At 63.1% G+C, this 21,026-nt stretch carries 22 protein-coding genes; 17 read left to right on the top strand and 5 right to left on the bottom strand.

Translation table 11 applies throughout. From position 1 onward, the window contains the following. Positions 1–35: 35 nt before the first annotated feature. The 11 genes from CSQ92_RS18070 to CSQ92_RS18020 all read left to right on the top strand — a co-directional run bounded on the left by CSQ92_RS18070 (position 36) and on the right by CSQ92_RS18020 (position 11,255). Positions 36–770, top strand: coding sequence for an AzlC family ABC transporter permease (locus tag CSQ92_RS18070; RefSeq protein ID WP_099394962.1), 735 nt, complete (start codon positions 36–38; stop codon positions 768–770). After that, entirely contained in the window at positions 763–1,113 is a 351-nt protein-coding gene (locus tag CSQ92_RS18065) for an AzlD domain-containing protein (protein ID WP_034780613.1), read from the top strand. Before CSQ92_RS18070 ends, CSQ92_RS18065 begins: the two co-directional genes overlap by 8 nt. 77 nt (positions 1,114–1,190) lie before the next feature. After that, a complete protein-coding gene (locus CSQ92_RS18060; protein WP_092607451.1) occupies positions 1,191–2,402 on the top strand; it encodes a phosphoglycerate kinase in 1,212 nt (403 codons plus the stop codon). Between the two features lie 112 nt (positions 2,403–2,514). Continuing rightward, positions 2,515–3,963: a pyruvate kinase gene (gene pyk, locus CSQ92_RS18055; RefSeq protein WP_046684386.1), complete on the top strand. Its 1,449-nt coding sequence runs from the start codon at positions 2,515–2,517 to the stop codon at positions 3,961–3,963. Positions 3,964–4,045: 82 nt separating this feature from the next. Further along, positions 4,046–5,110, top strand: coding sequence for a class II fructose-bisphosphate aldolase (gene fba / locus CSQ92_RS18050; protein ID WP_010401625.1), 1,065 nt, complete (start codon positions 4,046–4,048; stop codon positions 5,108–5,110). A 104-nt stretch (positions 5,111–5,214) separates the two neighbouring features. After that, positions 5,215–6,108 (top strand): phosphoribosylaminoimidazolesuccinocarboxamide synthase, encoded by an 894-nt coding sequence (locus CSQ92_RS18045; protein WP_034780603.1) that lies wholly within the window; start codon positions 5,215–5,217, stop codon positions 6,106–6,108. A 1-nt stretch (position 6,109) separates the two neighbouring features. Continuing rightward, positions 6,110–6,607: a 5-(carboxyamino)imidazole ribonucleotide mutase gene (gene purE / locus CSQ92_RS18040; RefSeq protein WP_099394961.1), complete on the top strand. Its 498-nt coding sequence runs from the start codon at positions 6,110–6,112 to the stop codon at positions 6,605–6,607. 15 nt (positions 6,608–6,622) lie between these two features. Further along, the gene (locus tag CSQ92_RS18035; RefSeq protein ID WP_099394960.1) at positions 6,623–7,819 is read left to right on the top strand and encodes a 5-(carboxyamino)imidazole ribonucleotide synthase; all 1,197 of its coding nucleotides are present in this window, start codon (positions 6,623–6,625) and stop codon (positions 7,817–7,819) included. After that, positions 7,816–8,838, top strand: a complete 1,023-nt coding sequence (locus CSQ92_RS18030; RefSeq protein WP_099394959.1) for an L-threonylcarbamoyladenylate synthase — start codon at positions 7,816–7,818, stop codon at positions 8,836–8,838. The genes CSQ92_RS18035 and CSQ92_RS18030 overlap by 4 nt, the downstream gene beginning before the upstream one ends. A 239-nt stretch (positions 8,839–9,077) precedes the next feature. Next, a complete protein-coding gene (locus tag CSQ92_RS18025; RefSeq protein ID WP_099394958.1) occupies positions 9,078–10,469 on the top strand; it encodes an SGNH/GDSL hydrolase family protein in 1,392 nt (463 codons plus the stop codon). 99 nt (positions 10,470–10,568) lie between these two features. After that, complete coding sequence (locus CSQ92_RS18020; RefSeq protein WP_034780587.1) at positions 10,569–11,255, top strand: OmpW/AlkL family protein; 687 nt, start codon at positions 10,569–10,571, stop codon at positions 11,253–11,255. Between the two features lie 38 nt (positions 11,256–11,293). Here CSQ92_RS18020 and CSQ92_RS18015 read toward each other — a convergent pair whose 3' ends face one another. Continuing rightward, positions 11,294–11,800, bottom strand: a complete 507-nt coding sequence (locus tag CSQ92_RS18015; RefSeq protein ID WP_034780584.1) for a flavin reductase family protein — start codon at positions 11,798–11,800, stop codon at positions 11,294–11,296. 176 nt (positions 11,801–11,976) lie between these two features. Here CSQ92_RS18015 and msrA point away from each other — a divergent pair, with 176 nt between their 5' ends. Further along, on the top strand, positions 11,977–12,510 hold the full coding sequence (gene msrA / locus CSQ92_RS18010) for a peptide-methionine (S)-S-oxide reductase MsrA (RefSeq protein ID WP_034780844.1): 534 nt from the start codon (positions 11,977–11,979) through the stop codon (positions 12,508–12,510). 15 nt (positions 12,511–12,525) lie between these two features. Here the strand turns inward: msrA and CSQ92_RS18005 are convergent, their stop codons facing one another. Both CSQ92_RS18005 and pdxH read right to left on the bottom strand, forming a co-directional pair. Next, positions 12,526–13,761: an SAM-dependent methyltransferase gene (locus CSQ92_RS18005; protein ID WP_034780842.1), complete on the bottom strand. Its 1,236-nt coding sequence runs from the start codon at positions 13,759–13,761 to the stop codon at positions 12,526–12,528. A 127-nt stretch (positions 13,762–13,888) separates the two neighbouring features. Further along, positions 13,889–15,097 carry a pyridoxamine 5'-phosphate oxidase gene (pdxH, locus tag CSQ92_RS18000; protein WP_099394957.1) on the bottom strand — a complete coding sequence of 403 codons (1,209 nt, stop codon included), beginning with the start codon at positions 15,095–15,097 and terminating at the stop codon, positions 13,889–13,891. Between the two features lie 112 nt (positions 15,098–15,209). Between pdxH and tcdA the strand changes: the two genes are divergently transcribed. Continuing rightward, positions 15,210–16,070: a tRNA cyclic N6-threonylcarbamoyladenosine(37) synthase TcdA gene (gene tcdA / locus CSQ92_RS17995; protein WP_257219262.1), complete on the top strand. Its 861-nt coding sequence runs from the start codon at positions 15,210–15,212 to the stop codon at positions 16,068–16,070. Here tcdA and thpR read toward each other — a convergent pair. Continuing rightward, positions 16,067–16,585, bottom strand: a complete 519-nt coding sequence (gene thpR, locus CSQ92_RS17990; RefSeq protein WP_180277047.1) for an RNA 2',3'-cyclic phosphodiesterase — start codon at positions 16,583–16,585, stop codon at positions 16,067–16,069. The two genes, tcdA and thpR, sit on opposite strands and share 4 nt — an antisense overlap. A 96-nt stretch (positions 16,586–16,681) precedes the next feature. Between thpR and CSQ92_RS17985 the strand changes: the two genes are divergently transcribed. Together CSQ92_RS17985 and cysK are read left to right on the top strand one after the other, a co-directional pair. Beyond that, positions 16,682–17,146 carry an FKBP-type peptidyl-prolyl cis-trans isomerase gene (locus CSQ92_RS17985; protein ID WP_034780576.1) on the top strand — a complete coding sequence of 155 codons (465 nt, stop codon included), beginning with the start codon at positions 16,682–16,684 and terminating at the stop codon, positions 17,144–17,146. A 185-nt stretch (positions 17,147–17,331) separates the two neighbouring features. Further along, positions 17,332–18,264: a cysteine synthase A gene (cysK, locus tag CSQ92_RS17980; RefSeq protein ID WP_034780574.1), complete on the top strand. Its 933-nt coding sequence runs from the start codon at positions 17,332–17,334 to the stop codon at positions 18,262–18,264. Here the strand turns inward: cysK and CSQ92_RS17975 are convergent. Further along, positions 18,225–19,517: an SGNH/GDSL hydrolase family protein gene (locus CSQ92_RS17975; protein WP_257219261.1), complete on the bottom strand. Its 1,293-nt coding sequence runs from the start codon at positions 19,515–19,517 to the stop codon at positions 18,225–18,227. The two genes, cysK and CSQ92_RS17975, sit on opposite strands and share 40 nt — an antisense overlap. A gap of 99 nt (positions 19,518–19,616) precedes the next feature. On the opposite strand from CSQ92_RS17975, the gene CSQ92_RS17970 reads away from it, so the two are divergent. Both CSQ92_RS17970 and CSQ92_RS17965 read left to right on the top strand, forming a co-directional pair. Beyond that, positions 19,617–20,522 (top strand): LysR family transcriptional regulator, encoded by a 906-nt coding sequence (locus CSQ92_RS17970; RefSeq protein ID WP_099394954.1) that lies wholly within the window; start codon positions 19,617–19,619, stop codon positions 20,520–20,522. Between the two features lie 100 nt (positions 20,523–20,622). Continuing rightward, positions 20,623–21,024 (top strand): ribosomal maturation YjgA family protein, encoded by a 402-nt coding sequence (locus tag CSQ92_RS17965; protein ID WP_099394953.1) that lies wholly within the window; start codon positions 20,623–20,625, stop codon positions 21,022–21,024. Positions 21,025–21,026 lie beyond the last annotated feature (2 nt).

Below are 21,026 nucleotides of genomic sequence, written 5' to 3'. Positions count from 1 at the left end.
GTGCAGTTACCACAATACGCCTGCAGGAGCATCGCGTGAACGCCGTCCCGGCCGCCAGCGACGATGCCCTGCTGAAAGATGCCTGGCGCGCCGGGTTGAACTTGGGTGCGCCCACCCTGCTGGGCATCGCCGCCTGGGGCATGGTGGTGGGCGTGGCCATGGTGAAAAGCGGCCTGACTGTCGCGCAGGCGGGGGCCATGACCCTGTTTGTCTTTGCCGGTTCGGCCCAGCTCGCGTCCTTGCCGCTGCTGGCCGCGCAGGCGCCCGTGTGGGTGATCTTTGCCACGGCCCTCGTCGTCAATTTGCGTTTTGTCATCTTTTCCGTGCTGCTGGCCCCCCATTTTTCCCATCTGCCGTGGCGCCAGCGCTTTGCGCTCGGCTATGTGGCGGGCGACATCACCGTGGGCCTGTTCCTGCAGCGCTACCCCCATGAAACGCCGGACCCGGCCAAGCTGCCTTTCCTGAAAGGCTTGATCTATCCCAACTGGCTGGCCTGGCAAATCGGTTCCTTCATCGGCATCGTGCTGGGCGCCGTCGTGCCGGCCGAATGGGGGCTGGGCTTTGCCGGCACCCTGGCGATCCTGTGCGTGACTGTGCCGCTGATCCTCAGCCGCGCCGCCCTGTGCGGCGTGCTGGTGGCGGGCACGGTGGCCGTGCTGGCCTTCAGTCTGCCGTATAAGCTGGGCTTGCTGGTGGCCGTGGTGGTGGGCATGGTCAGCGCCATGGCCGTGGAAGAGTTGACAGAAAAATGGACAAAACACCATGTTTGACGGCATAGACTGGGGCAGGGCCGACGTGTGGATCGCCATCGCCGTGCTGGTAGTGGCGACAGCCGCCACGCGCAGCACCTTCTGGCTGATCGGCCATCACATCACCATTCCGCGCCGCGTGGGCGAGATGCTGCGCTACGCGCCGGCCTGCGCGCTGGCGGCCATCATCGCGCCCGACATGCTGATGGAGGGGCAGCAAGTGCACCTTGAATTGTCGAATTTGAAACTGTTATCCGGTATTGCCGCTACGCTCTTTTTTGTGATCCGCCGCAATATGCTGCAAACCATCGTGTTTGGCATGCTGGTTTTCACGGGCTTGCGACTGTTGCACGTTTTTCAGTAAAGCAGGACAAATCGGGGATTTGCGCTGGGCATTGCGGTAAAATAGCGCACTTCCTTCCACTCGTCATCTGGATCGCCATGTCAGCTGTTCTCAACTTCATTCGTCTGCAAGATTTGATCGCCCAAAATGCACTGCAAGGCAAGCGCGTGTTTATCCGCGCCGACCTGAACGTCCCGCAAGATGACAGTGGCAAGATCACCGAAGATACGCGCATCCGCGCCTCGGTGCCGGCCATCCGCGCCGCGCTGGACGCTGGCGCCGCCGTCATGGTGACGTCGCACCTGGGCCGTCCGACGGAAGGCGAGTTCAAGCCGGCCGACAGCCTGGCGCCCGTGGCCGCCCGCTTGTCCGAGCTGCTGGGCCAGGAAGTTGCATTGAAGCAAAATTGGGTCGATGGCGCGGGCCTGGAATCCCTGGCTGCCGGCCAAGTCGTCCTGCTGGAAAACGTGCGCGTCAACAAGGGCGAAAAGAAAAACAGCGATGAGCTGGCGCAAAAAATGGCGACATTGTGCGATATCTACGTCAACGACGCGTTCGGCACGGCCCACCGCGCGGAAGCGTCCACGCACGGCATCGCCAAGTTCGCCCCCGTCGCTTGCGCCGGCCCGCTGCTGGCCGCCGAACTCGATGCACTGGGGAAAGCTTTGCACGCGCCCGCCCGCCCGCTGCTGGCTATCGTTGCTGGTTCGAAAGTATCGAGCAAGCTGACCATCTTGAAAGCCCTGTCCGACAAGGTCGATAACCTGATCGTCGGCGGCGGCATCGCCAACACCTTCATGAAAGCCGTCGGCTTGAACGTTGGCAAGTCGCTGGTGGAAGCGGAACTCGTCGAGGAAGCCAAGGCCATCATCGAGATCATGGCCAAGCGTGGCGCGCAAGTGCCGATTCCTGTCGATGTCGTGTGCGCCAAGGAATTCTCGCCTGTGGCCATTGCCACCGTCAAGGACGTGGCCGACGTGGCGGACGACGACATGATCCTTGATATCGGCCCGAAAACGGCGGCCCTGCTGGCACAGCAGATCGCCGCCGCCGGCACCATCGTCTGGAACGGCCCGGTCGGCGTGTTCGAATTCGACCAGTTCGGCAACGGCACCAAGACCCTGGCCCTGGCCATTGCCGATTCGAAAGCTTTCTCCATTGCTGGCGGTGGCGACACCCTGGCGGCGATTGCCAAATACGACATTACCGATAAAATCAGCTATATCTCGACGGGCGGCGGCGCTTTCCTGGAGTTCCTGGAAGGCAAGACTTTGCCCGCAGTAGAAATTCTCATGCAACGTGCTGGCTGATAAAGCCTGACTGTAGTGCAATACCAAGCGCAGCCTGACCGCTGCGCTTTTACCTTGCCGGATGCAGCATCGAGCCGGCCTTGCTCACCTTCGCTCGCGCACAAGGACTCCTATGCCACGCGGTACAAAAATCGTAGCAACAATCGGCCCTGCCTCCACCGACTTCGATATCCTGGTGAAGATGATACGTGCGGGTGTCGACGTGGTGCGTTTGAATTTTTCCCACGGCAAGGCACAAGACCATATCGACCGCGCGGCGCTGGTGCGCCTGGCAGCGGCCGAGTGCGGGCGCGAAGTGGCGATCATGGCCGACATGCAAGGGCCGAAGATTCGCGTCGGCAAGTTTGAAAACACGCGCATCCAGCTCGAAGCGGGCGAGCGCTTCATCCTCGACGCCAAGTGGGGCGAAAACGGCGAACTGGGCAACCAGGAGCGCGTCGGCCTCGACTACAAGGCCCTGCCGCGCGATTTGCACAAGGGCGACGTGCTGCTGCTGAACGACGGCCTCATCGTGCTGATCGTCGAGCGCATCCACGGCAGCGAAATCCACACCACCGTCAAGATTGGCGGCGAGTTGTCGAACAACAAGGGCATCAACCGCCAGGGCGGCGGCCTGTCCGCGCCCGCGCTGACGGCCAAGGATATGGAAGATATCAAGACGGCCATGAGTTTCCAGGCCGACTATCTGGCCATTTCCTTCCCGAAATGCGCGACCGACATGGAAATGGCGCGCCAACTGGCCAATATCGCCGGCGAACCGTACCACCACAAGCCGATGATGATCGCCAAGATCGAGCGCGCGGAAGCCATTCCCGCGCTGCAGGAAATCCTCGATGCGTCCGACGGCATCATGGTGGCGCGTGGCGACCTGGCCGTGGAAGTGGGCAATGCGGCCGTGCCGGCCTTGCAGAAACGCATGATCAAGATGGCGCGCGCGTCGAACAAGCTGGCCATCACGGCCACGCAGATGATGGAATCGATGATCGTCAACGCCGTGCCGACCCGCGCGGAAGTGTCCGACGTGGCCAATGCCGTGCTCGACGGCACGGACGCCGTCATGACGTCGGCCGAAACGGCCTCGGGCAAGTACCCGATCGAGACGGTGGAAATGATGGCCGCCATCTGCGTGGAAGCGGAACAGTCCGAATACAACAAGCTCGATGCCGATTTCCTCAACGTCACATTTACCCGCATCGACCAGTCGATCGCCTACGGTGCGCTGTTTACGGCCCACCACTTGCGCGTCAAAGCCATCGTGGCGTTGACGGAATCCGGTTCCACCGCCTTGTGGATGAGCCGCCACAGTATCGATACGCCGATCTATGCGCTCACGCCCAGCGTGACGACTTTGCGCAAAGCCGCGCTGTACCGCAATGTTCGGGCGTATCATCTGATGCAGAACGCCCCCAGCGCGCAAGTGCTGAAGCAGGCGGAAGAGCTGCTGGTGGCGCAGGGCATCGTCCGCAAGGGCGACATGATCGTCGTCACCTGGGGCGAGCCGATGGGCCAGGTGGGCGGCACGAATGCCTTGAAGATTGTGAAGGTAGGCGAATTCGACTAAGGTCCAAGAATTCAGGCGCCGGCGCGGTTATTGACCACCGCGAAGCGCCGCAACGGTTTCTATTGTTATCTGGAGTATTACCATGTCTCTCGTATCCATGCGTCAACTGCTGGACCATGCCGCCGAAAACGGTTATGGCATTCCTGCTTTCAACGTCAATAACCTGGAGCAAGTGCAAGCCATCATGGCTGCCGCCGATGCGCTCAACAGCCCGGTGATCATGCAAGCGTCCGCTGGCGCGCGCAAGTACGCCGGTGAAGCGTTCCTGCGCCACCTGATCGACGCCGCCGTCGAAGCGTATCCGCACATTCCCGTCGTCATGCACCAGGATCACGGCCAGTCGCCGGCCGTCTGCATGGCTGCCATCCGTTCGGGCTTCACGTCCGTCATGATGGACGGTTCGCTGGAAGCGGACGGCAAGTCGGTCGCATCGTACGAATACAACGTGGAAGTGTCGCGTGAAGTGGTGAAATTCTCGCACGCCATCGGCGTGACGGTGGAAGCGGAACTGGGCGTGCTCGGTTCGCTGGAAACCATGAAGGGCGACAAGGAAGACGGCCACGGCGCCGACGGCACCATGACCCGCGAGCAACTGCTGACGGACGTGGCGCAAGCGGCCGACTTCGTGCAGCGCACCCAGTGCGACGCCCTGGCGATCGCCATCGGCACCTCGCATGGCGCCTACAAATTCACGCGCAAGCCAACGGGCGACATCCTGGCCATCGACCGCATCAAGGAAATTCACGCGCGCATCCCGAACACCCACCTGGTGATGCACGGTTCCTCGTCGGTACCGCAGGAATTGCTGGCCATCATCCGCGAATTCGGCGGCGACATGAAGGAAACCTACGGCGTGCCAGTCGAGGAAATCCAGGAAGGCATCCGTCACGGCGTGCGCAAGATCAACATCGACACCGACATCCGCCTGGCGATGACGGCCGCGATCCGCAAGTACCTGTTCGAGAACCCGTCGAAATTCGACCCGCGCGACTTCCTGAAGCCAGCCCGCACCGCCGCCGAGCAAATCGTGCGCGCGCGCATGCAGGCTTTCGGCTGCGAAGGCCAGGCGTCGAAAATCAAGGTCATCACGATGGAAAAAATGGCCGAGCGCTACAAGGCCGGCGAGCTGTCGCAAATTGTGAAGTAAAATTCTGTCTGGAACGGGCCGGATGCAATGCTCCGTGCCCGATTTTCTCGACCGGCGGGCACCCCCTGCCTGCCGGTTTCGTTTCATCCAACTATTCCCCCGCTATGAACAGCCTCTATCAGACTTCCATCCACTCCCTGCCATTGCTGGGCCACGGCAAGGTCCGCGACAACTACGCCGTTGGTGACGACAAGATCTTGATCGTTACCACGGACCGCCTGTCGGCCTTCGATGTCGTCATGAACGAGCCTATCCCCGGCAAGGGCAAGGTTCTCAACCAGATGAGCGACTTCTGGTTCGAGAAACTGGGCCATATCGTGCCGAACCACCTGACCGGCGTGGCGCCGGAATCCGTGGTGGCGCCCGAGGAAGTGGAGCAAGTCAAGGGCCGCGCCGTGGTGGCCAAGCGCTTGAAGCCGATCATGGTCGAGGCAGTCGTGCGCGGCTATATCATCGGTTCGGGCTGGAAAGATTACCAGGACACGGGCAGCATCTGCGGCATCGCCTTGCCAGCCGGCCTGCAGCAAGCGGAAAAACTGCCGGAACCGATCTTCACCCCGGCGGCCAAGGCTGAACTGGGCGAGCATGATGAAAACATCAGCTTTGCTGAAATGGAAGAGCGCATCGGTGCCGACCTGGCCGCCAAGATGCGCGACGTGGCCATTGCCCTGTACAAGACGGCCGCCGAATACGCTGCCACGCGCGGCATCATCATCGCCGACACCAAGTTTGAATTCGGCCTGGACGACAATGGCGTCATGCATCTGATGGATGAAGTGCTGACGGCCGATTCGTCGCGCTTCTGGCCTGCCGATTCGTATCAGCCTGGCATTTCGCCACCGTCGTTCGACAAGCAGTTCGTGCGCGACTACCTGGAAACCCTGACCTGGGGCAAGACCGCACCGGCGCCAGCCCTGCCGGCCGACGTCATCGAAAAAACCCAGGCCAAGTATTTCGAAGCCATCGAACGCCTGACGGGCGAGAAGCTGAAGGCCTGAGATGAGCGAGCAAAATAAGCCGCTGGTCGGCGTCATCATGGGTTCGTCCTCGGACTGGGAAGTGATGCAGAACGCGGTGGCCATCCTGAAACAGTTTGGCGTGCCGTACGAAGCGCAAGTCATTTCCGCGCACCGCATGCCTGACGAAATGTATGCGTACGCGAAAAGCGCGCGCGCGCGCGGCTTGCGCGCCATCATCGCCGGCGCCGGCGGCGCGGCCCACCTGCCTGGCATGGTGGCCGCGATGACCATCGTGCCCGTGCTGGGCGTGCCTGTGCCATCGAAATACCTGCGTGGCGAAGATTCCATGCTGTCGATCCTGCAAATGCCCAAGGGCGTGCCGGTCGCCACCTTCGCCATCGGCGAAGCGGGCGCGGCAAATGCGGCGCTGACGGCGGTGGCGATGCTCGCGGCCAATGACGACGCCCTGGCCGAAAAGCTGGAAGTCTTCCGTGCCACGCAAACGGCCGCCGCCAAGGCCATGGTCTTGCCTGAATAATGTGTTTGAAAAATAATGAATAGTAAATCGACTTCCCCATTGCTGCCCGCCGCTCATCCACCGGCGTGGCTGGGCGTGATGGGCGGCGGCCAGCTCGGCCGCATGTTTGCCCAGGCCGCCCAGAGCATGGGCTACCAGGTAGCTGTACTGGAACCGTCCGATGCCTGCCCTGCGGGGCAGGTGGCGCAGCGCCTCGTCAATGCCGGTTATGACGATGTGGCGGGTCTCGACGCCCTGGCGGCACAATGCCTGGCCGTCACCACGGAATTCGAAAACGTGCCGGCCGACAGCCTGTCGCGCCTGGCCAACCACGTCTTCGTGGCGCCGGATGCCCACGGCGTATCGGTGGCGCAGGACCGCATCGCGGAAAAGCGTTTCTTTGTCGACTGTGCGGCCAAGTCGGGCGTGCTGCCGGCGCCGCACATGGTCATCGCCACGCAGGACGACATCGATGCCATCGACGACGACTTGTTGCCGGGCATCTTGAAAACCGTGCGCATGGGCTATGACGGCAAGGGCCAGTTCCGTGTGCGCACGCGCGACGATGTGCGCGCCGCCTTCGCGGAAATGGGACAAGTAACTTGCCTGTTGGAAAAGATGCTGCCGCTGGCGTATGAAGTGTCGGTGTTGACGGCGCGTGGCGTGGACGGCGAATCGGTCGTGTATCCGATCGCCGAAAACGTGCACCGCGACGGCGTGCTGTTTACCACCACCGTACCGGGTCCGAACGTGTCGGACGATTGCGCCGCCAAGGCGCAGCGGGCGGCGCAAGCCATGGTTGCCGAACTCGGCTACGTTGGCGTGCTGTGCATCGAATTTTTCGTGCTGGACGACGGCAGCCTGGTGGTCAATGAAATGGCGCCGCGTCCCCACAACAGCGGCCACTACACGATGGATGCTTGCGTCACCAGCCAGTTCGCGCAGCAGGTGCGGGCCATGGCGCGTCTGCCGCTGGGCGACGTGCGCCAGCATTCGCCGGCCGTGATGCTCAACATCCTCGGCGACGCCTGGTTTGCCGACGGCAGCGATGTTGCCTGCGAACCGGCGTGGGACCAGGTGCTGGCGCTGCCGGGCGCCTGTTTGCACCTGTATGGCAAGGATGACCCGCGCCGTGGCCGCAAGATGGGCCATCTGACCCTGATCGCCGCCACCTTGCCGCAAGCGCAGCAGCGCCTGCATGACGCTTGCCTGATCCTGGGAATCGCGCCGTGAGCGTGCCCGCACAAGACCTGGCAGCGGCCGCTGCCGTGCTGGAGGCGGGCGGCCTCGTCGCTTTCCCGACGGAAACGGTGTATGGCCTGGGCGCCGATGCGGAAAACCCGGCCGCCGTGGCGCGCATCTATGAAGCCAAGGGCCGTCCATCGGACCATCCCGTGATCGTGCACGTGGCACCCGGCGCCGACCTGGCGCACTGGTCCGACGACATTCCCGTGGAAGCGCAGCAACTGGTGGCTGCCTTCTGGCCCGGTCCGCTGACCCTGATCGTCAAGCGCGCCGCGCATATTCCCGACGCCGTGTCCGGCGGCCAGGATACGGTGGGCTTGCGCTGCCCGTCGCATCCGGTGGCTATCGCATTGCTACGCACCTTCAAGGGCGGCAACGGCGGCCTGGCGGCGCCGTCGGCGAACAAGTTCGGCAATGTCAGCCCGACCACGGCGCAGCATGTGCGCGATGAATTCGCGGCGGAACTCGATAGCGGCTTGCTGGGCTTGGTACTCGATGGCGGGCAGAGCGACGTGGGCATCGAGTCGACCATCGTCGACCTGTCGCGCCTTGCCACGCACGGTCCCGTGCTGTTGCGTCCCGGCCATATCAGCAGTGAGCAGATCGCTGCCGTCATTGGCCGCGCACCGGCCGTGGCGGACGCAGCTGCGCCGCGCGCCTCGGGCACCCTGGAATCGCACTACGCGCCGCACACGCCTGTTGCGATGCAACACAGCGACGACGTGGGCGCCACCTTGAACCGCCTGCTCAATGACGGGCGCCGCGTGGCCCTGATCCACTACTCGGATCTGCCGCCGGCCAGCGCCAGCGTGCGCCTGGCGGCGACCCCGGAAAATTACGCACATGCGCTGTATGCCTCGCTGCGCACGATGGACCAGGTCGGCGCCGAGCTGATACTCGTCGAAGCACCGCCCACCGGCCCTGCGTGGCTGGGCGTGAATGACCGCTTGCGGCGTGCCGCGTTCGGCTCAAGTGGTATCTTGCAGCAATTCCTGTCCCCATCATAAAAAGCCCCGCAAGGGGCTTTTTCTTGATGCAGCGCAATAGAGATGCTTGCCACGAAACATAGTAAATCCTCCATAATTCAGCGGATCGCCTGGTTGTGACAGGGCACCGGCGGTGTTGTTATTCCGTTGATTTTTAAAACATATTTTCTATACAAGCCTGAGGAACGATGGCATATTAGTTGGGTAGCGAATAGCACGCCCGTTCGTTTAGAAACCAGAAAAAAGACCGAGGAGACAAAATGCATCAAACAAAATTCGCGCTGGCCGTGCTGGCTGCGGCTGTCCTGGCAGGTTGCGGCGGCGCCAGTGGCGGTGATCAAACCTTGAAAGTCAAATACACGGCGCAGGTGTCGTTCGGCGACAGCCTGTCCGACGTCGGCTCGTATGCCGTGGGTACGGTGGCGGCGAAAGGTGGCGGCAAGTTCACCATCAATGGCGACAATACCAAGATCAATCCTGAACTGACGGGCAAGAACTGGACCGAGCACCTGGCCGCGCAATTCGGCCTGGCCGCGCCATGTGCTGCCGAGACTGGGTTGGAAGGCAATGCGGCGCAGGGCTTGGCCGTTGCCCGCGTCAAGCATGCAGGCTGTTTCGGCTACGCCATGGGTGGTTCGCGCGTGACCAATCCGGTTGGCCCGAATAACAAGGCGACGGGCAGTCCGCTGGGCGCCCTGACCGTGCCCGTGGTGACGCAGATCGCGAACCACCTGGCTGTTTCCGGCGGCAAGTTCAGCGGCACGGAAGCCGTTTTCGTGATGGCAGGCGGCAATGACGTGCTGTATCAGCTGGGCGCATTGCAAACGGGCGCGACTGCCGCTGGCCAGGCTGCTGGCGCGGCCGCTGGCGCGCAGGCCTTCGCCACCAACCTGACCATGGCCCTGGCGGCCGGCGCCACCAACCCTACCACGGCAGCGGCTGCCATCGGCGCCGCCGTCAAGACGGCCAGCGCGGCGCCTGGCGCCACGTCGGCGACCATCGTTGGTGCGGCCGTGCAAGCTGCTGTCATTGCCGGTAATACGGCCGTCGCTTCGCCTGCCGTATATGGTCCGCTGGTCGCCAAGGCACAAGCCGATGCGACGGTGACGGGCAATGCTGCCGGCGCCAAGGCTGGCGCTGAATTTGCTGCGGCGAACGGCCCCGCGCTGGTTACGGCAATGGGACAGGCCGGCAAGGAACTGGTGGCACTGATCACCAATCAGATCATCGCCAAGGGCGCCAACTATGTGGTGGTCAACAACCTGCCGGACGTGGCCGGTACGCCATCGGGCTTGAGCAAGGATGCCAACACCAAGGCGCTGATCAATGCCATGGTCAGCGCCTTCAATGGCGAACTCAAGGCGGGCTTGACGGGCAATGCGAAAGTCTTGCTGGTCGACGTGTTTGCCGTCAGCCATGACCAGGGCACCAATCCTGGCCCGTATGGCTTGACCAACGTCAGCGAGACGGCATGCGACCTGAGCGCACCGGGCAATATCCTGGGCAGCTCGCTCGTGTGCAATGGCTCGAACCTGAAAGCGGGCGACGTCAGCCACTACTCGTATGCCGACGATGTGCATCCTACGCCGTTCAACAACCTGTTGCTGGCCCGTTATGTGGCCAAGGACATGGTCGTGCGGGGCTGGCTGTAAGGGATGGCCGCACCGGCTGTGCCTGGGAGGCGCGGCCGGGGCCGGCAGCGACAAGACTCGAAAGCGGAACACTTCGCACATATTGAATCAGGAGACAAGATGAAGAATCGTTTGAATACCGCTGTACGCGTGCTGGCCGCGGCAGCCGCGATGGCCATGGCGACGGGCGCTTCGGCGCAAAGCGCAGGCACCTGGATGGCCAAGGCTGGCCTCAACAAGATCACGCCGCACGTGGACAGTGGCGACATTTCCGCGCCGGCACTGCCGGGCACCAAGGCCGACGTCAAGTCGGATACCAAGCCCATCCTGACCTTTGCCTACATGATCACGGACAATATTTCCGCTGAAATGATCCTGGGCGTGCCGTACAAGCATGACTTGATCGGCGCCGGTTCCATCAAGGGCACGGGCAAGCTGGGGACGGCGGAAGCCTTGCCGCCGACGGCCTTCATCCAGTACCGTTTCTTCCAGCCGAATGCGATGATCCGCCCTTACGTGGGCGGGGGCTTGACGTATGCATATTTCCAGAAGGAAAAAGGCTCGGGCCAGATGACGGCCTTGCTGGATCCGGGTGGAAAACCAGTGACCTACCGCATGGACAACAAGCTGACAGGCAGTCTGGTGGTCGGCAGCACCTTGGCCATCAATGAGCGCTGGTTTGCCGACGTGGCCGTGGTCAAGACCTACCTGAAAACCAGGGCGAAATTCTCGACGGGGCAGACGCAGGATATCAAGCTCGACCCGGTTGCCGTGAGTGTCAGCATCGGGTACAAATTTACCCTGTAAAACAAAAAATCCGCCTCGGCGGATTTTTTTTGTCCCGCTCAGGCTGGCGGTGTATTGAACTTTCCATTGTGGAAGATCAAGGGCGGCTGCGCGGCAAAAGCGCATTGTTCCACTTCGCCCACGAAAATGACGTGGTCGCCTTCCGGGTAGCGGCTGCGGTTGTGGCATTCGAACCAGGCCGATGCGCCTTTCAAGATGGGCTGGCCCGTGCGCGACAGTTCGTATTCCACGTCGTCGAAGGGATTGGGCGTGCGGCGTGAAAAGCGCTGCGCCAGTTCCGCCTGGTCGGCGCCCAGCACGTTGATGACGTAGTGCGAGTTGCCGCTGAAAATGGGCATGCTGTTCGCCACGGAACCGAGGCTCCACAGCACCAGGGGCGGCGACAGCGAGACGGAGTTGAAGGAACTGGCCGTCAATCCACGGAAACTGCCGTCGGCCAGGCGCGTCGTAATGACCGTCACGCCGGTGGCAAACTGCGACAGTGCCTGACGGAAATGTGTCGTATCGAATTCTTGCGCTGGCGCGCGGGGAGAGCGTGTGTTCATGGGTGACCTGTCTATTTGCTGACATTATGCCAAAAATCGGCCGCGCCAGCGCAATCGTGGCCAGCATGCACCTATGTGCGGTGCTTCACGCGCCGTTTCAAGCGACGCTGCAGGCCATGGCGCTTTACGTTACAGTGGTGAAATGATACGTCGCAGAGGCGTTGCAGGAGGGCATCATGAATGAGCAGACGGAAGTGGCGGTATTGGGCGGTGGCTGTTTTTGGTGCCTCGCTGCCGTGTACGCGGAAGTGCGCGGCGTGACGCGCGTCGAGTCCGGCTACACGGGCGGCAGCGTGCCCAACCCCACGTATGAACAGATTTGCACGGGCGACACGGGCCACGCGGAAGTGGTGCGGCTGGAATTCGATCCTGCCGTCATCAGTTACCACGACTTGCTGGAAATCTTTTTTACGCTGCACGATCCCACCACCCTGAATCGGCAGGGCAACGATGTCGGTACGCAATACCGTTCCGTCATCCATTACCAATCGGCCGGGCAGGAAAGCGTGGCGCGCAAGGTACTGGCCGAAATGGCCGGCGTGTGGGATGCGCCCATCGTCACGCAGCTGGCGCCGGCAGCCACCTTTTATACGGCTGAGGATTACCACCAGAATTATGTCGAGCAGCATCCCTTGCAGGGCTATTGCGCCCTGGTCGTCGTGCCCAAGGTGGAGAAATTTCGCGCCATGTACGCGGGGCGCCTGAAGTGATGCCCAGCGTGCCTGTCAGCTGGCGAGCACGGGCGCCGGCTTGGCGTCCTGCGCATACATATAGTTGCGCGACCAGGGCAGGGTGGAAGAGCGCCGGCCCGCCTTGACGCAGACGATTTGGTACAAGCTGATCAAATCTTGCTCGAAGGCATAGGCACAGCCGGCCAGGTAGACGTGCCAGATGCGGAAGCGCCGTTCGCCCGCCAGCGGGCGGATCTGCTCGGCATGGGCTTCAAAATTCTCCGTCCACAGGGCGCAGGTGCGCGCATAGTGGCGCCGCAGGTTTTCCACGTCCAGCACTTCCAGTCCCCCTTGCTGCATGGTCTTGAGCACATTGCCGATGTGCGCCAGCTCGCCGTGCGGAAACACATATTTTTCGATGAATTCCCCGCCGCCATACGGCGTTTCGCCATTGTCAGGATCGGTCGAGGTGATGCCGTGGTTCATCGCCATGCCATCGGGCGCCAGCAGCTTGTTGATGATGGAAAAGTAGTCGGGCAAGTGTTTCAGGCCTACGTGCTCGAACATGCCCACGCTGGTGATGCGGTCGAACTGGCCCGTCACGTCGCGGTAATCCTGCAGGCGGATGTCGATCAGGTGGGCCAGGCCGGCCGCCGCCACGCGCTCGCGCGCCAGCGCGTACTGGTTTTCCGACAGGGTCACGCCCACGCAGCGGGCGCCATATTGTTGTGCGGCACGAATGACGAGGGCCCCCCAGCCGCAGCCGATGTCGAGCAGGGTCTGGCCCGGCTGCAACTGGATTTTTTTCAGGATATGGTCGATCTTCTTGACTTGCGCCTGCGCCAGGGTTTCATCGCCGTGTTCGAAATAGGCGCAGGAATACACGAGGGCGGGGTCGAGAAACTGTTCGTAGAACGCGTTCGACACGTCGTAGTGGTAGCGGATGGCTTCGGCATCCTTGCTCTTGTCGTGCGTAAAGCTGCGCACGATGCGCGCCAGCTTGCCTTCCGGCTTCAAGGTATTGCGGGCCAGGGCATTGCAGATGGAAATCATGTCCATCGCCGTGCCCTTGACCTCGATATTGCCTTCCACGTAGGCCGAGCCCAGATTGGCCAGCGACGGGTTCAGCAGATAGCGGGCCGAGGCGACGGTCGGCAGGCGGATGGTGACTCTGGGCGCTTCGCTGGACAGGTCGACATGCTGGCCATTCCACAATTCTATGCGTAGCGGCAAGGCGGTCTTGCTGCGGATGCTGGCGATCCAGGACTTGAGTTGGTTTTGTACAAACAAAATGGCCTCCAATGCAGCAACCCCAGCTGGGGCCGCAAATTGAGAAACAATGTCATTTAGTAACTTCTACCCTCATAGCCTACACCTATATTGACCAGCTTGCTTTGCGCCGCCTTGCTTATCCTGCTCAGGGTTGCAAGCGCTGCATGCTCCATTGCCCGTCAGCACCGCGTGTAAACACGATGCGGTCGTGGAAGCGCGAACGGCGTCCCTGCCAGAACTCGATGCGTTCCGGCTGCAAGCGGTAGCCGCCCCAATGGGCCGGACGCGGCGGCTGCGCGTCGCCGATGGCGGCGGCCACGGCCGCGTAATGGCTTTCCAGCTCGGCGCGGCTGGCGATCGGTGTACTTTGCTGTGAGGCAATCGCCGACAGCCGGCTTTGCACGGGACGTACATTGAAATACTCGTCGCTCTCGGCCGCCGTGGTCTTCACCACCGTGCCCTCGATGCGCACTTGCCGCTCCAGCTCGCGCCAGAAGAACAGCAGGGCGGCGTTTGGATTGTGCTCGAGCTGCTGGCCCTTGTCGCTGTGGTAATTCGTGTACCAGGTAAAGCCCCGTTCATCGAACTGCTTGATCAGTACGATGCGCGAGCTGGGCTTGCCATCAGGAGTGACGGTGGACAAGTCCATGGCGTTCGGCTCCATCACCTGCGCGTTGACAGCCTCGGCAAACCATTTCTGGAACTGGGCGATGGGATCGGCCAGTACATCCGTCTCGCTCAGGCTGGACTGGACGTAATCGGTGCGCATGGCCGCCAGCACGGCAGCCGCGTCCGGCACTTCGGCGCCTTCTGGCGCATCGGGCGCGATGCCGCGGCGGCGCTGCATGGCCGTGCCCAGCTGTTCCATCTGTTGCGCGCTGAACAGGCGCTTGGCCATGGGCGCCAGTTGTCCCTCTTCCTTGGCCATGTGGGCCTGGTAGGCGGCGGCATAGTCGCGCACGCCATCATGCGACAACTGCGAGTCCGTGCCGGCCGCGATGGCGTCCAGCTCCGGGCGCAGGGTCAGCCAGGCCTGGTCCATGCGCTGGTGGTCGGCCAGGATTTCCGGCACCAGGGTGGCCAGCAAGGCGGCGTCCTCGCCCGTGGCCGTCGCCTGCAGCATGGGCATCAAGTCCTGCTCTTCATCGTCATGGTGCAGATGGGCGGCTTTATTAAAGTATTGCAACACGGCCTTGGCCGCCTGCTGCGCTTCCGGCGTGTTGCCATTCTGTCCCAGGTGGCCCAGCAGGTTTTGCAAGGTCGTCAACTGCTTGCGGATCTTGTCGTGGCAATGCTTGAGCACGGCGATGGGCTGGTCAAAGCCGGGAACGGAGTCGAACAGGGGAGAGGTCATGGCGTGTTCTCGTGGTGGGCGGTGTGGGGGCGCGGCGACAATGCAGCTTGTCGCTGTGTCAATTCGGCTATTTTAGAATATCCGCCAGCGCAGTGTCCGTTAAAATGGCGCCATGCATACCTCCACCAATGAACTAATTTCCATGGACTTGACCGAGATCGATTTTGAGCGGCGCTTCGGCGGCATTGCCCGCCTGTACGGCGCCCCCGCGTTGGCACGCTTCCGCGCCGCGCATGTGTGTGTGATCGGCGTGGGCGGCGTAGGTTCCTGGATCGTCGAAGCGCTGGCGCGCAGCGCCGTCGGCCGCCTGACCCTGATCGACCTGGACAATGTTGCCGAATCGAATATCAACCGCCAGATCCAGGCCATGAGCGACACCATCGGCAAGGCCAAGATCACGGCCCTGGCCGAACGCATCGAACTGATCAACCCGTTTTGCCAGGTCACGCAGGTCGAGGATTTTATTACCCCTGATAATCTGGACCAGTTGCTGGGCGGGTGCGATTTCGACTATCTCGTGGACGCCATCGACAATGCCAAGGCGAAAGCGGCCGTGATCGCGTATTGCCGCGCGCACAACATTCCCATGCTGACCATCGGCAGCGCGGGCGGGCAGACGGACCCGACCTTGATTGCCGTGCGCGACCTGGCGAAAACGGAACAGGAACCGCTGCTCAAGCGTGTGCGAAAACTGTTGCGCACCGAATATGGTTTCCCCCGTGGCGTGAAAAACAAATTCAATGTCGACGCCGTGTTTTCCATGGAACCGTTGAGCACGCCCGAGAGCGCCGAAGCGTGCGCCATCGATGGCGCGCCCGCCGGCGTCACGGGCCTGAACTGCGCCGGCTTCGGTTCCAGCGTGGTGGTGACGGCCAGCTTCGGCATGGTGGCGGCCGCCCATGCGCTGAAAAGCTTGCGCCAAGACAAAGTTGCTGAAGTGCCAGCGCCAATGCCAGTGCCGGACGCCGCCTAGGTTAATTTCCTGCTGGCCAGGATGCGGTAGTCGCCGCTGCTTTTGAACGATTCCACCAGCACCAGCTCGTCCGCCTGCCAGGCGATGGGCGCGAAGTCCTGGCTGGCCGGTGGTAGCGCCTGGCGCGCCAGTGTCACGTGCGGCGTAAAGCGGTCGTGCTCGAAGCGCGGCGCCAGCCCCTGTTCCATCAGGCCGTGCATGCAGGCCGCGCGCACGTCCAGCAGGGCGGGCGAGGGCTGCGCCAGGGCGGCCCAGGCCAGCGCCAGCTTGGGGAAGTGGCTGGCGTGATCGAACAGCAAGGGCATGGGACGCGCCGGCAAGTGCGCCAGGATGTCCAGCAGGACCGGCAGCTCGCTGGCCGGGCGCTGGCCCAGGAAAGCCAGGGTCAGGTGCAGCTTGTCCGGGCGCACGGGCTTGCCGTCCAGCAGCGCCTGCCAGGCGGCCAGCGCCGCGCGCGTGGCCGCATCGGGCCACAGGGCGTAAAACAGGCGGGGGCAATGGGTATCGGGCGACAAGTTTTTCCTATCGTTGCGGCGGTTTGCTATTATTGGCGTTCCCTGCCAGGTTTGTAGATGCAGGGATCTCACCGAAACTCACTGAAAGAATACATCATGACGCGTAGCTCCGTTTTGTTTGCCCTGATCTGCTCCGTCGCCGCGTCGCTGGCGCAGGCACAGGCGCCAGCGCCTGTTCCCGCCTCCGCCGTCTCGCTGAGCCCTGGCCCTGTCGCCGATAAATTGATTCTGATCGACAACAAGGTCGGCACGGGCAAGGAAGCGTCCGCTGGCAGTAATGTCACCGTGCATTACACGGGCTGGCTGTACCGTCCCCTGGCGAAAGATTCGCGCGGCAAGAAGTTCGACAGCTCCGTGGGCCGTGGCCCGTTTGACTTCCCGCTCGGCAAGGGCATGGTCATCAAGGGCTGGGACCAGGGCGTGGCCGGCATGAAAGTGGGCGGCAAGCGCACCTTGATCATTCCAGGCGAACTGGCCTATGGTCCGCGCGGCGCGGGCAACGGCGACATCCCGCCGAACTCGGCACTGATCTTCGACGTGGAATTGCTGGACGTGAAGTAATTGTTCAGTTTCGGCAGCGCACCACGTGCGCTGCCATCGGCACGTAACAAAATGTTCAGGGCTAGGCGCATTGCCGAAGACAGTACGAAAGTACGGCAAGGCATTGCAACAACGCCATGAACTTTTTGTTCAGTGTCCTGAAACGCGGTAGACTGGGTTCTTCTGTCATTGCTGTGGAGACTCCCATGAACATCGCCAACGACGTCACTGAACTGATCGGCAACACCCCCCTGGTGCGCATCAACCGCATCGCCGCCGGCAGTGTGGCCACCATCCTGGCCAAACTCGAATTCTATAATCCCGCGCACAGCGTCAAGGACCGCATCGGCCTGTCCATGATCGTCGCCGCGGAAGCCGCAGGCAAGATTCATCCCGATACCGTCATCGTCGAGCCCACCAGCGGCAACACGGGCATCGCGCTGGCCATGGTGTGCGCCGCGCGCGGCTACCGCTGCACCCTCGTCATGCCCGACACCATGAGCCGCGAGCGGCGCATCCTGCTGCGCGCCTATGGCGCCGAGCTGGTGCTCACGCCCGGCAGCGAAGGCATGCTGGGCGCCATCCGCAAGGCCGAGGAACTGGTGGCAGCCGACCCGCGCTACCTGATGCTGCAGCAATTTAACAATCCCGCCAATCCCGCCATCCACCGCGCCACGACGGCCGAGGAAATCTGGCGCGATACGGATGGACAAGTGGACATCGTCATCGCTGGCGTGGGCACGGGCGGCACGATTACCGGCATCGGCGAAGTGTTGAAGGAACGCAAGCCTGGCTTGCAAATGATCGCCGTGGAACCGGAAGCGTCGCCGATGCTGTCGAAGGGGACCAAGGGCCCGCATCCGATCCAGGGCATCGGCGCCGGCTTCGTGCCGCAGATTTTGAATACGGCCATCTACGACGAAATCATTTGCGTCAAGAATGACGACGCGTTTGCCACGGCGCGCCTGGCCGCCAGCGACGAAGGCTTGTTGGTCGGCATCTCGTCGGGCGCCGCCCTGTGGGCCGCCCTGCAAGTGGCGCGCCGCCCGGAAAACGCGGGCAAGACCATCGTCACCATCATCCCGTCGTTCGGCGAGCGCTACTTGAGCACGGCTCTGTACGCAGGCCTGGGCGACTGATTCAATAGCAGCGGCAGGGCTATCCTTTCCGCCAGCGCCCGGTTGCCTGCATCGCCCGGGTGCAGGTGGTCGCCCGAGTCGTAGGCGGGCAGCAGGCGCAGCGGATGCGCGGGATCGCGCGCCCAGGCATCGAAGTCGAGTATGGCGTCGAACGTGCCGCTGTTGCGTATCCACGCATTCAGTTGCTGGCGCAGCGCATCTTTTTCTGGCTGGTAATAGTCGCTCAGGGGCGTGCCGGGCAGGGCGCCTGCGAACGGCGTCAGGGTGGCGCCGACCACGCGCACGCCGCGGCTGCGGGCCTGGGCGACCAGCTGGACGTAGCCGGCCGTCAACTCCTCCAGGGTCGGCCTTTGTACCCGTGGCGCAAACGCCGTGCCGGGCCAGCTGATGTCATTGATCCCCAACAAGACGACCACCGAGCGCACGCCCGGTTGCGCCAGCACGTCGCGCTCGAAGCGCGCCAGGGCATTGACTCCCATACCATCGGACAACAGCCGCGCACCAGAAATGCCCGCATTGATCACGGCCACTCCCTGCGGCGCCAGGCGAGCGGCCAGGAAATCGGGCCAGCGCGCATCCATCCCCAGGCTGGCGCTGGCGCCATCGGTAATCGAATCGCCAAGGATGGCCACGGCTTGCGTCCCCGGCGCCGCTTGCACCTCAATGGCGCTGAGCAAGAGGCGCGCCGTGGTGGTCTGCACGCCGGCTTGTGCATCATCGATGCGCGCGGCCCGCGTCTGGTCATGCGGGGCGATCCACGCCGTCTCGCGGCCATCCCAGTGAAACGTGGAAGTCGGGCTGGCTTGCGGCAGGTGGACGCTCACCGTCAGCCGGGCCAGGTCCGGCACGGGCAGGTCGACGGGGTCGCTGACGAGCGGCGCGCCCGGCGCCACGCTGGCCGAGGGCTGGCCGGAAAACGTGAGCGTGCGCAGGCTGCCCGCTTCGATGGCCGAACCGGAAGCGGCCAGGGCCACGGTGGCCGCGCCGATGCGCAGCGGCACCTTGCCATACGCATTCGACAGCACGATGCGCACGCGCGGGCCGCCCACGCTGAGGCGCGCCACCTGGCGCACGGTGTGCCCGTGCAGCACGGCGGGCACATTGCTGGGGAACAGGAAGTCGCTGCTCCACACGGCTTGCGGGCTGGCCGTCCAGCTGGCCAGCCAGATGGTATCGGCGTTGGCGGCCTGGACAGGGCTCGTGCCGAGTGCCAGGCTCAGCAGAGCGGCGGGGAGGAGGGAGAATCGTTGCATGGCGGTTCGCTTCATCAAGGGGAATGTGCGCATGATGAAAGCAAAGCCATTTATGTACTAGACTATCTCATCGAAGAACATTTATGAGTTGAATTCACAATGGCCAGACTGGAAGTGAACCGCTCCGGCGAGCTGGAAGTGTTTGTGCGCGTGGTGGAACTGGGCGGCTTTTCCGCCGCCGCGCGCGCCTGCGGCATGACGCCCTCGGCCGTCAGCAAGCTCGTCTCGCGGCTGGAGGAGCGCCTGGGCGCGCGCCTGTTGAACCGCTCCACGCGCCAGCTGCAACTGACGGCCGAGGGCTGCGGCCTGTATGAACGGGGCCGGCACGTGCTGGCGGCCCTGGACGAGGCCGAGCGCTGCGCCGGTGTGCAGGATGTGCCGCGCGGCAAAATACGCGTGAATGCGAACGTGCCGTTCGGCCAGCATTTTTTGCTGCCGCTGGCGCCGCTGTTTCTGGAACGCTTTCCGGAGGTGACACTCGACATCGAGCTCACGGATGCAGTGGTCGATATCCTCGAGCAGCGTACGGATGTGGCCGTGCGGGCCGGTCCCCTGAAAAGTTCCAGCTTGCTGGCGCGCAAGCTGGGCCAGACGCGCATGGTGATCGTGGCGTCGCCAGCCTACCTGGCGCGGCGCGGCACGCCGTTGACGCCCGCCGAGCTGGCATCGCACAATCTGCTCGATGCCAATTACGCGCGCGCCCGCTCGGGCTGGCCGCTGCGCTTGCCTGAAGGCGACATCGTCGTGCCGGTCACGGGCAATGCGCAGGCGAGCGATGGCGAAGCCTTGCGGCAACTGGCGCTGGCGGGCTTGGGACTGGCGCGCCTGGCTGCCTTCCAGGTGCGGGCCGATATCGCGGCCGGCCGCTTGCAGGCCGTGCTGGAAGACTGCAACCCGGGCGACAGCGAGGAAGTGCATGCCGTGTTCGTGGGGCAAGGCGGGCATGTGCCGCTGCGCGTGCGCGTCTTGCTTGATTTCCTGGCGCAGAATGTCGACCTGGGCTGAGCGTGTCCAGGCGCATTAGGCTACAGGCGGACACGGCAGCGCAGTACAATATCGGACGGGCCGCAATGGTTCGGCCCGTATTGTGCCTTTGAATGGAAATATGTTCCTGGTAAAACCTGAACGCCGCCGCCTGCTGCAGGTGGGCGCAACCGTGGCTGTTATCGCGCTGGGCCTGGCCTCGCGCGCCTATCCCCAATTCGTCCCCGCCGCGCTCGGCAAGTATCCGGGCGACGCCCTGTGGGCCATGATGATTGTCTTTGCGCTGGGCATCATCGCCACGCGCATGCGTACCTGGCAACTGGCCTTGTGGTCTCTGTTGATCTGCTTTGCCGTGGAATTCGGCCAGCTGGTCCAGGCGCCGTGGCTCGTCGCGCTGCGCGCGCATCCGCTGGGGCACCTGGTACTGGGTTCCGCCTTCGGCTGGGGTGATTTGATCGCCTACACGGCCGGCGTGGCCGTGGCGGCGATCATCGACAAGCTGGCGCTGTTCAAGCGCCGCTAGCC

The organism is Janthinobacterium sp. BJB446 (assembly GCF_002735655.1).
GTDB lineage: Bacteria > Pseudomonadota > Gammaproteobacteria > Burkholderiales > Burkholderiaceae_D > Janthinobacterium > Janthinobacterium lividum.
This window is presented reverse-complemented; position numbering and strand designations above follow the sequence as displayed.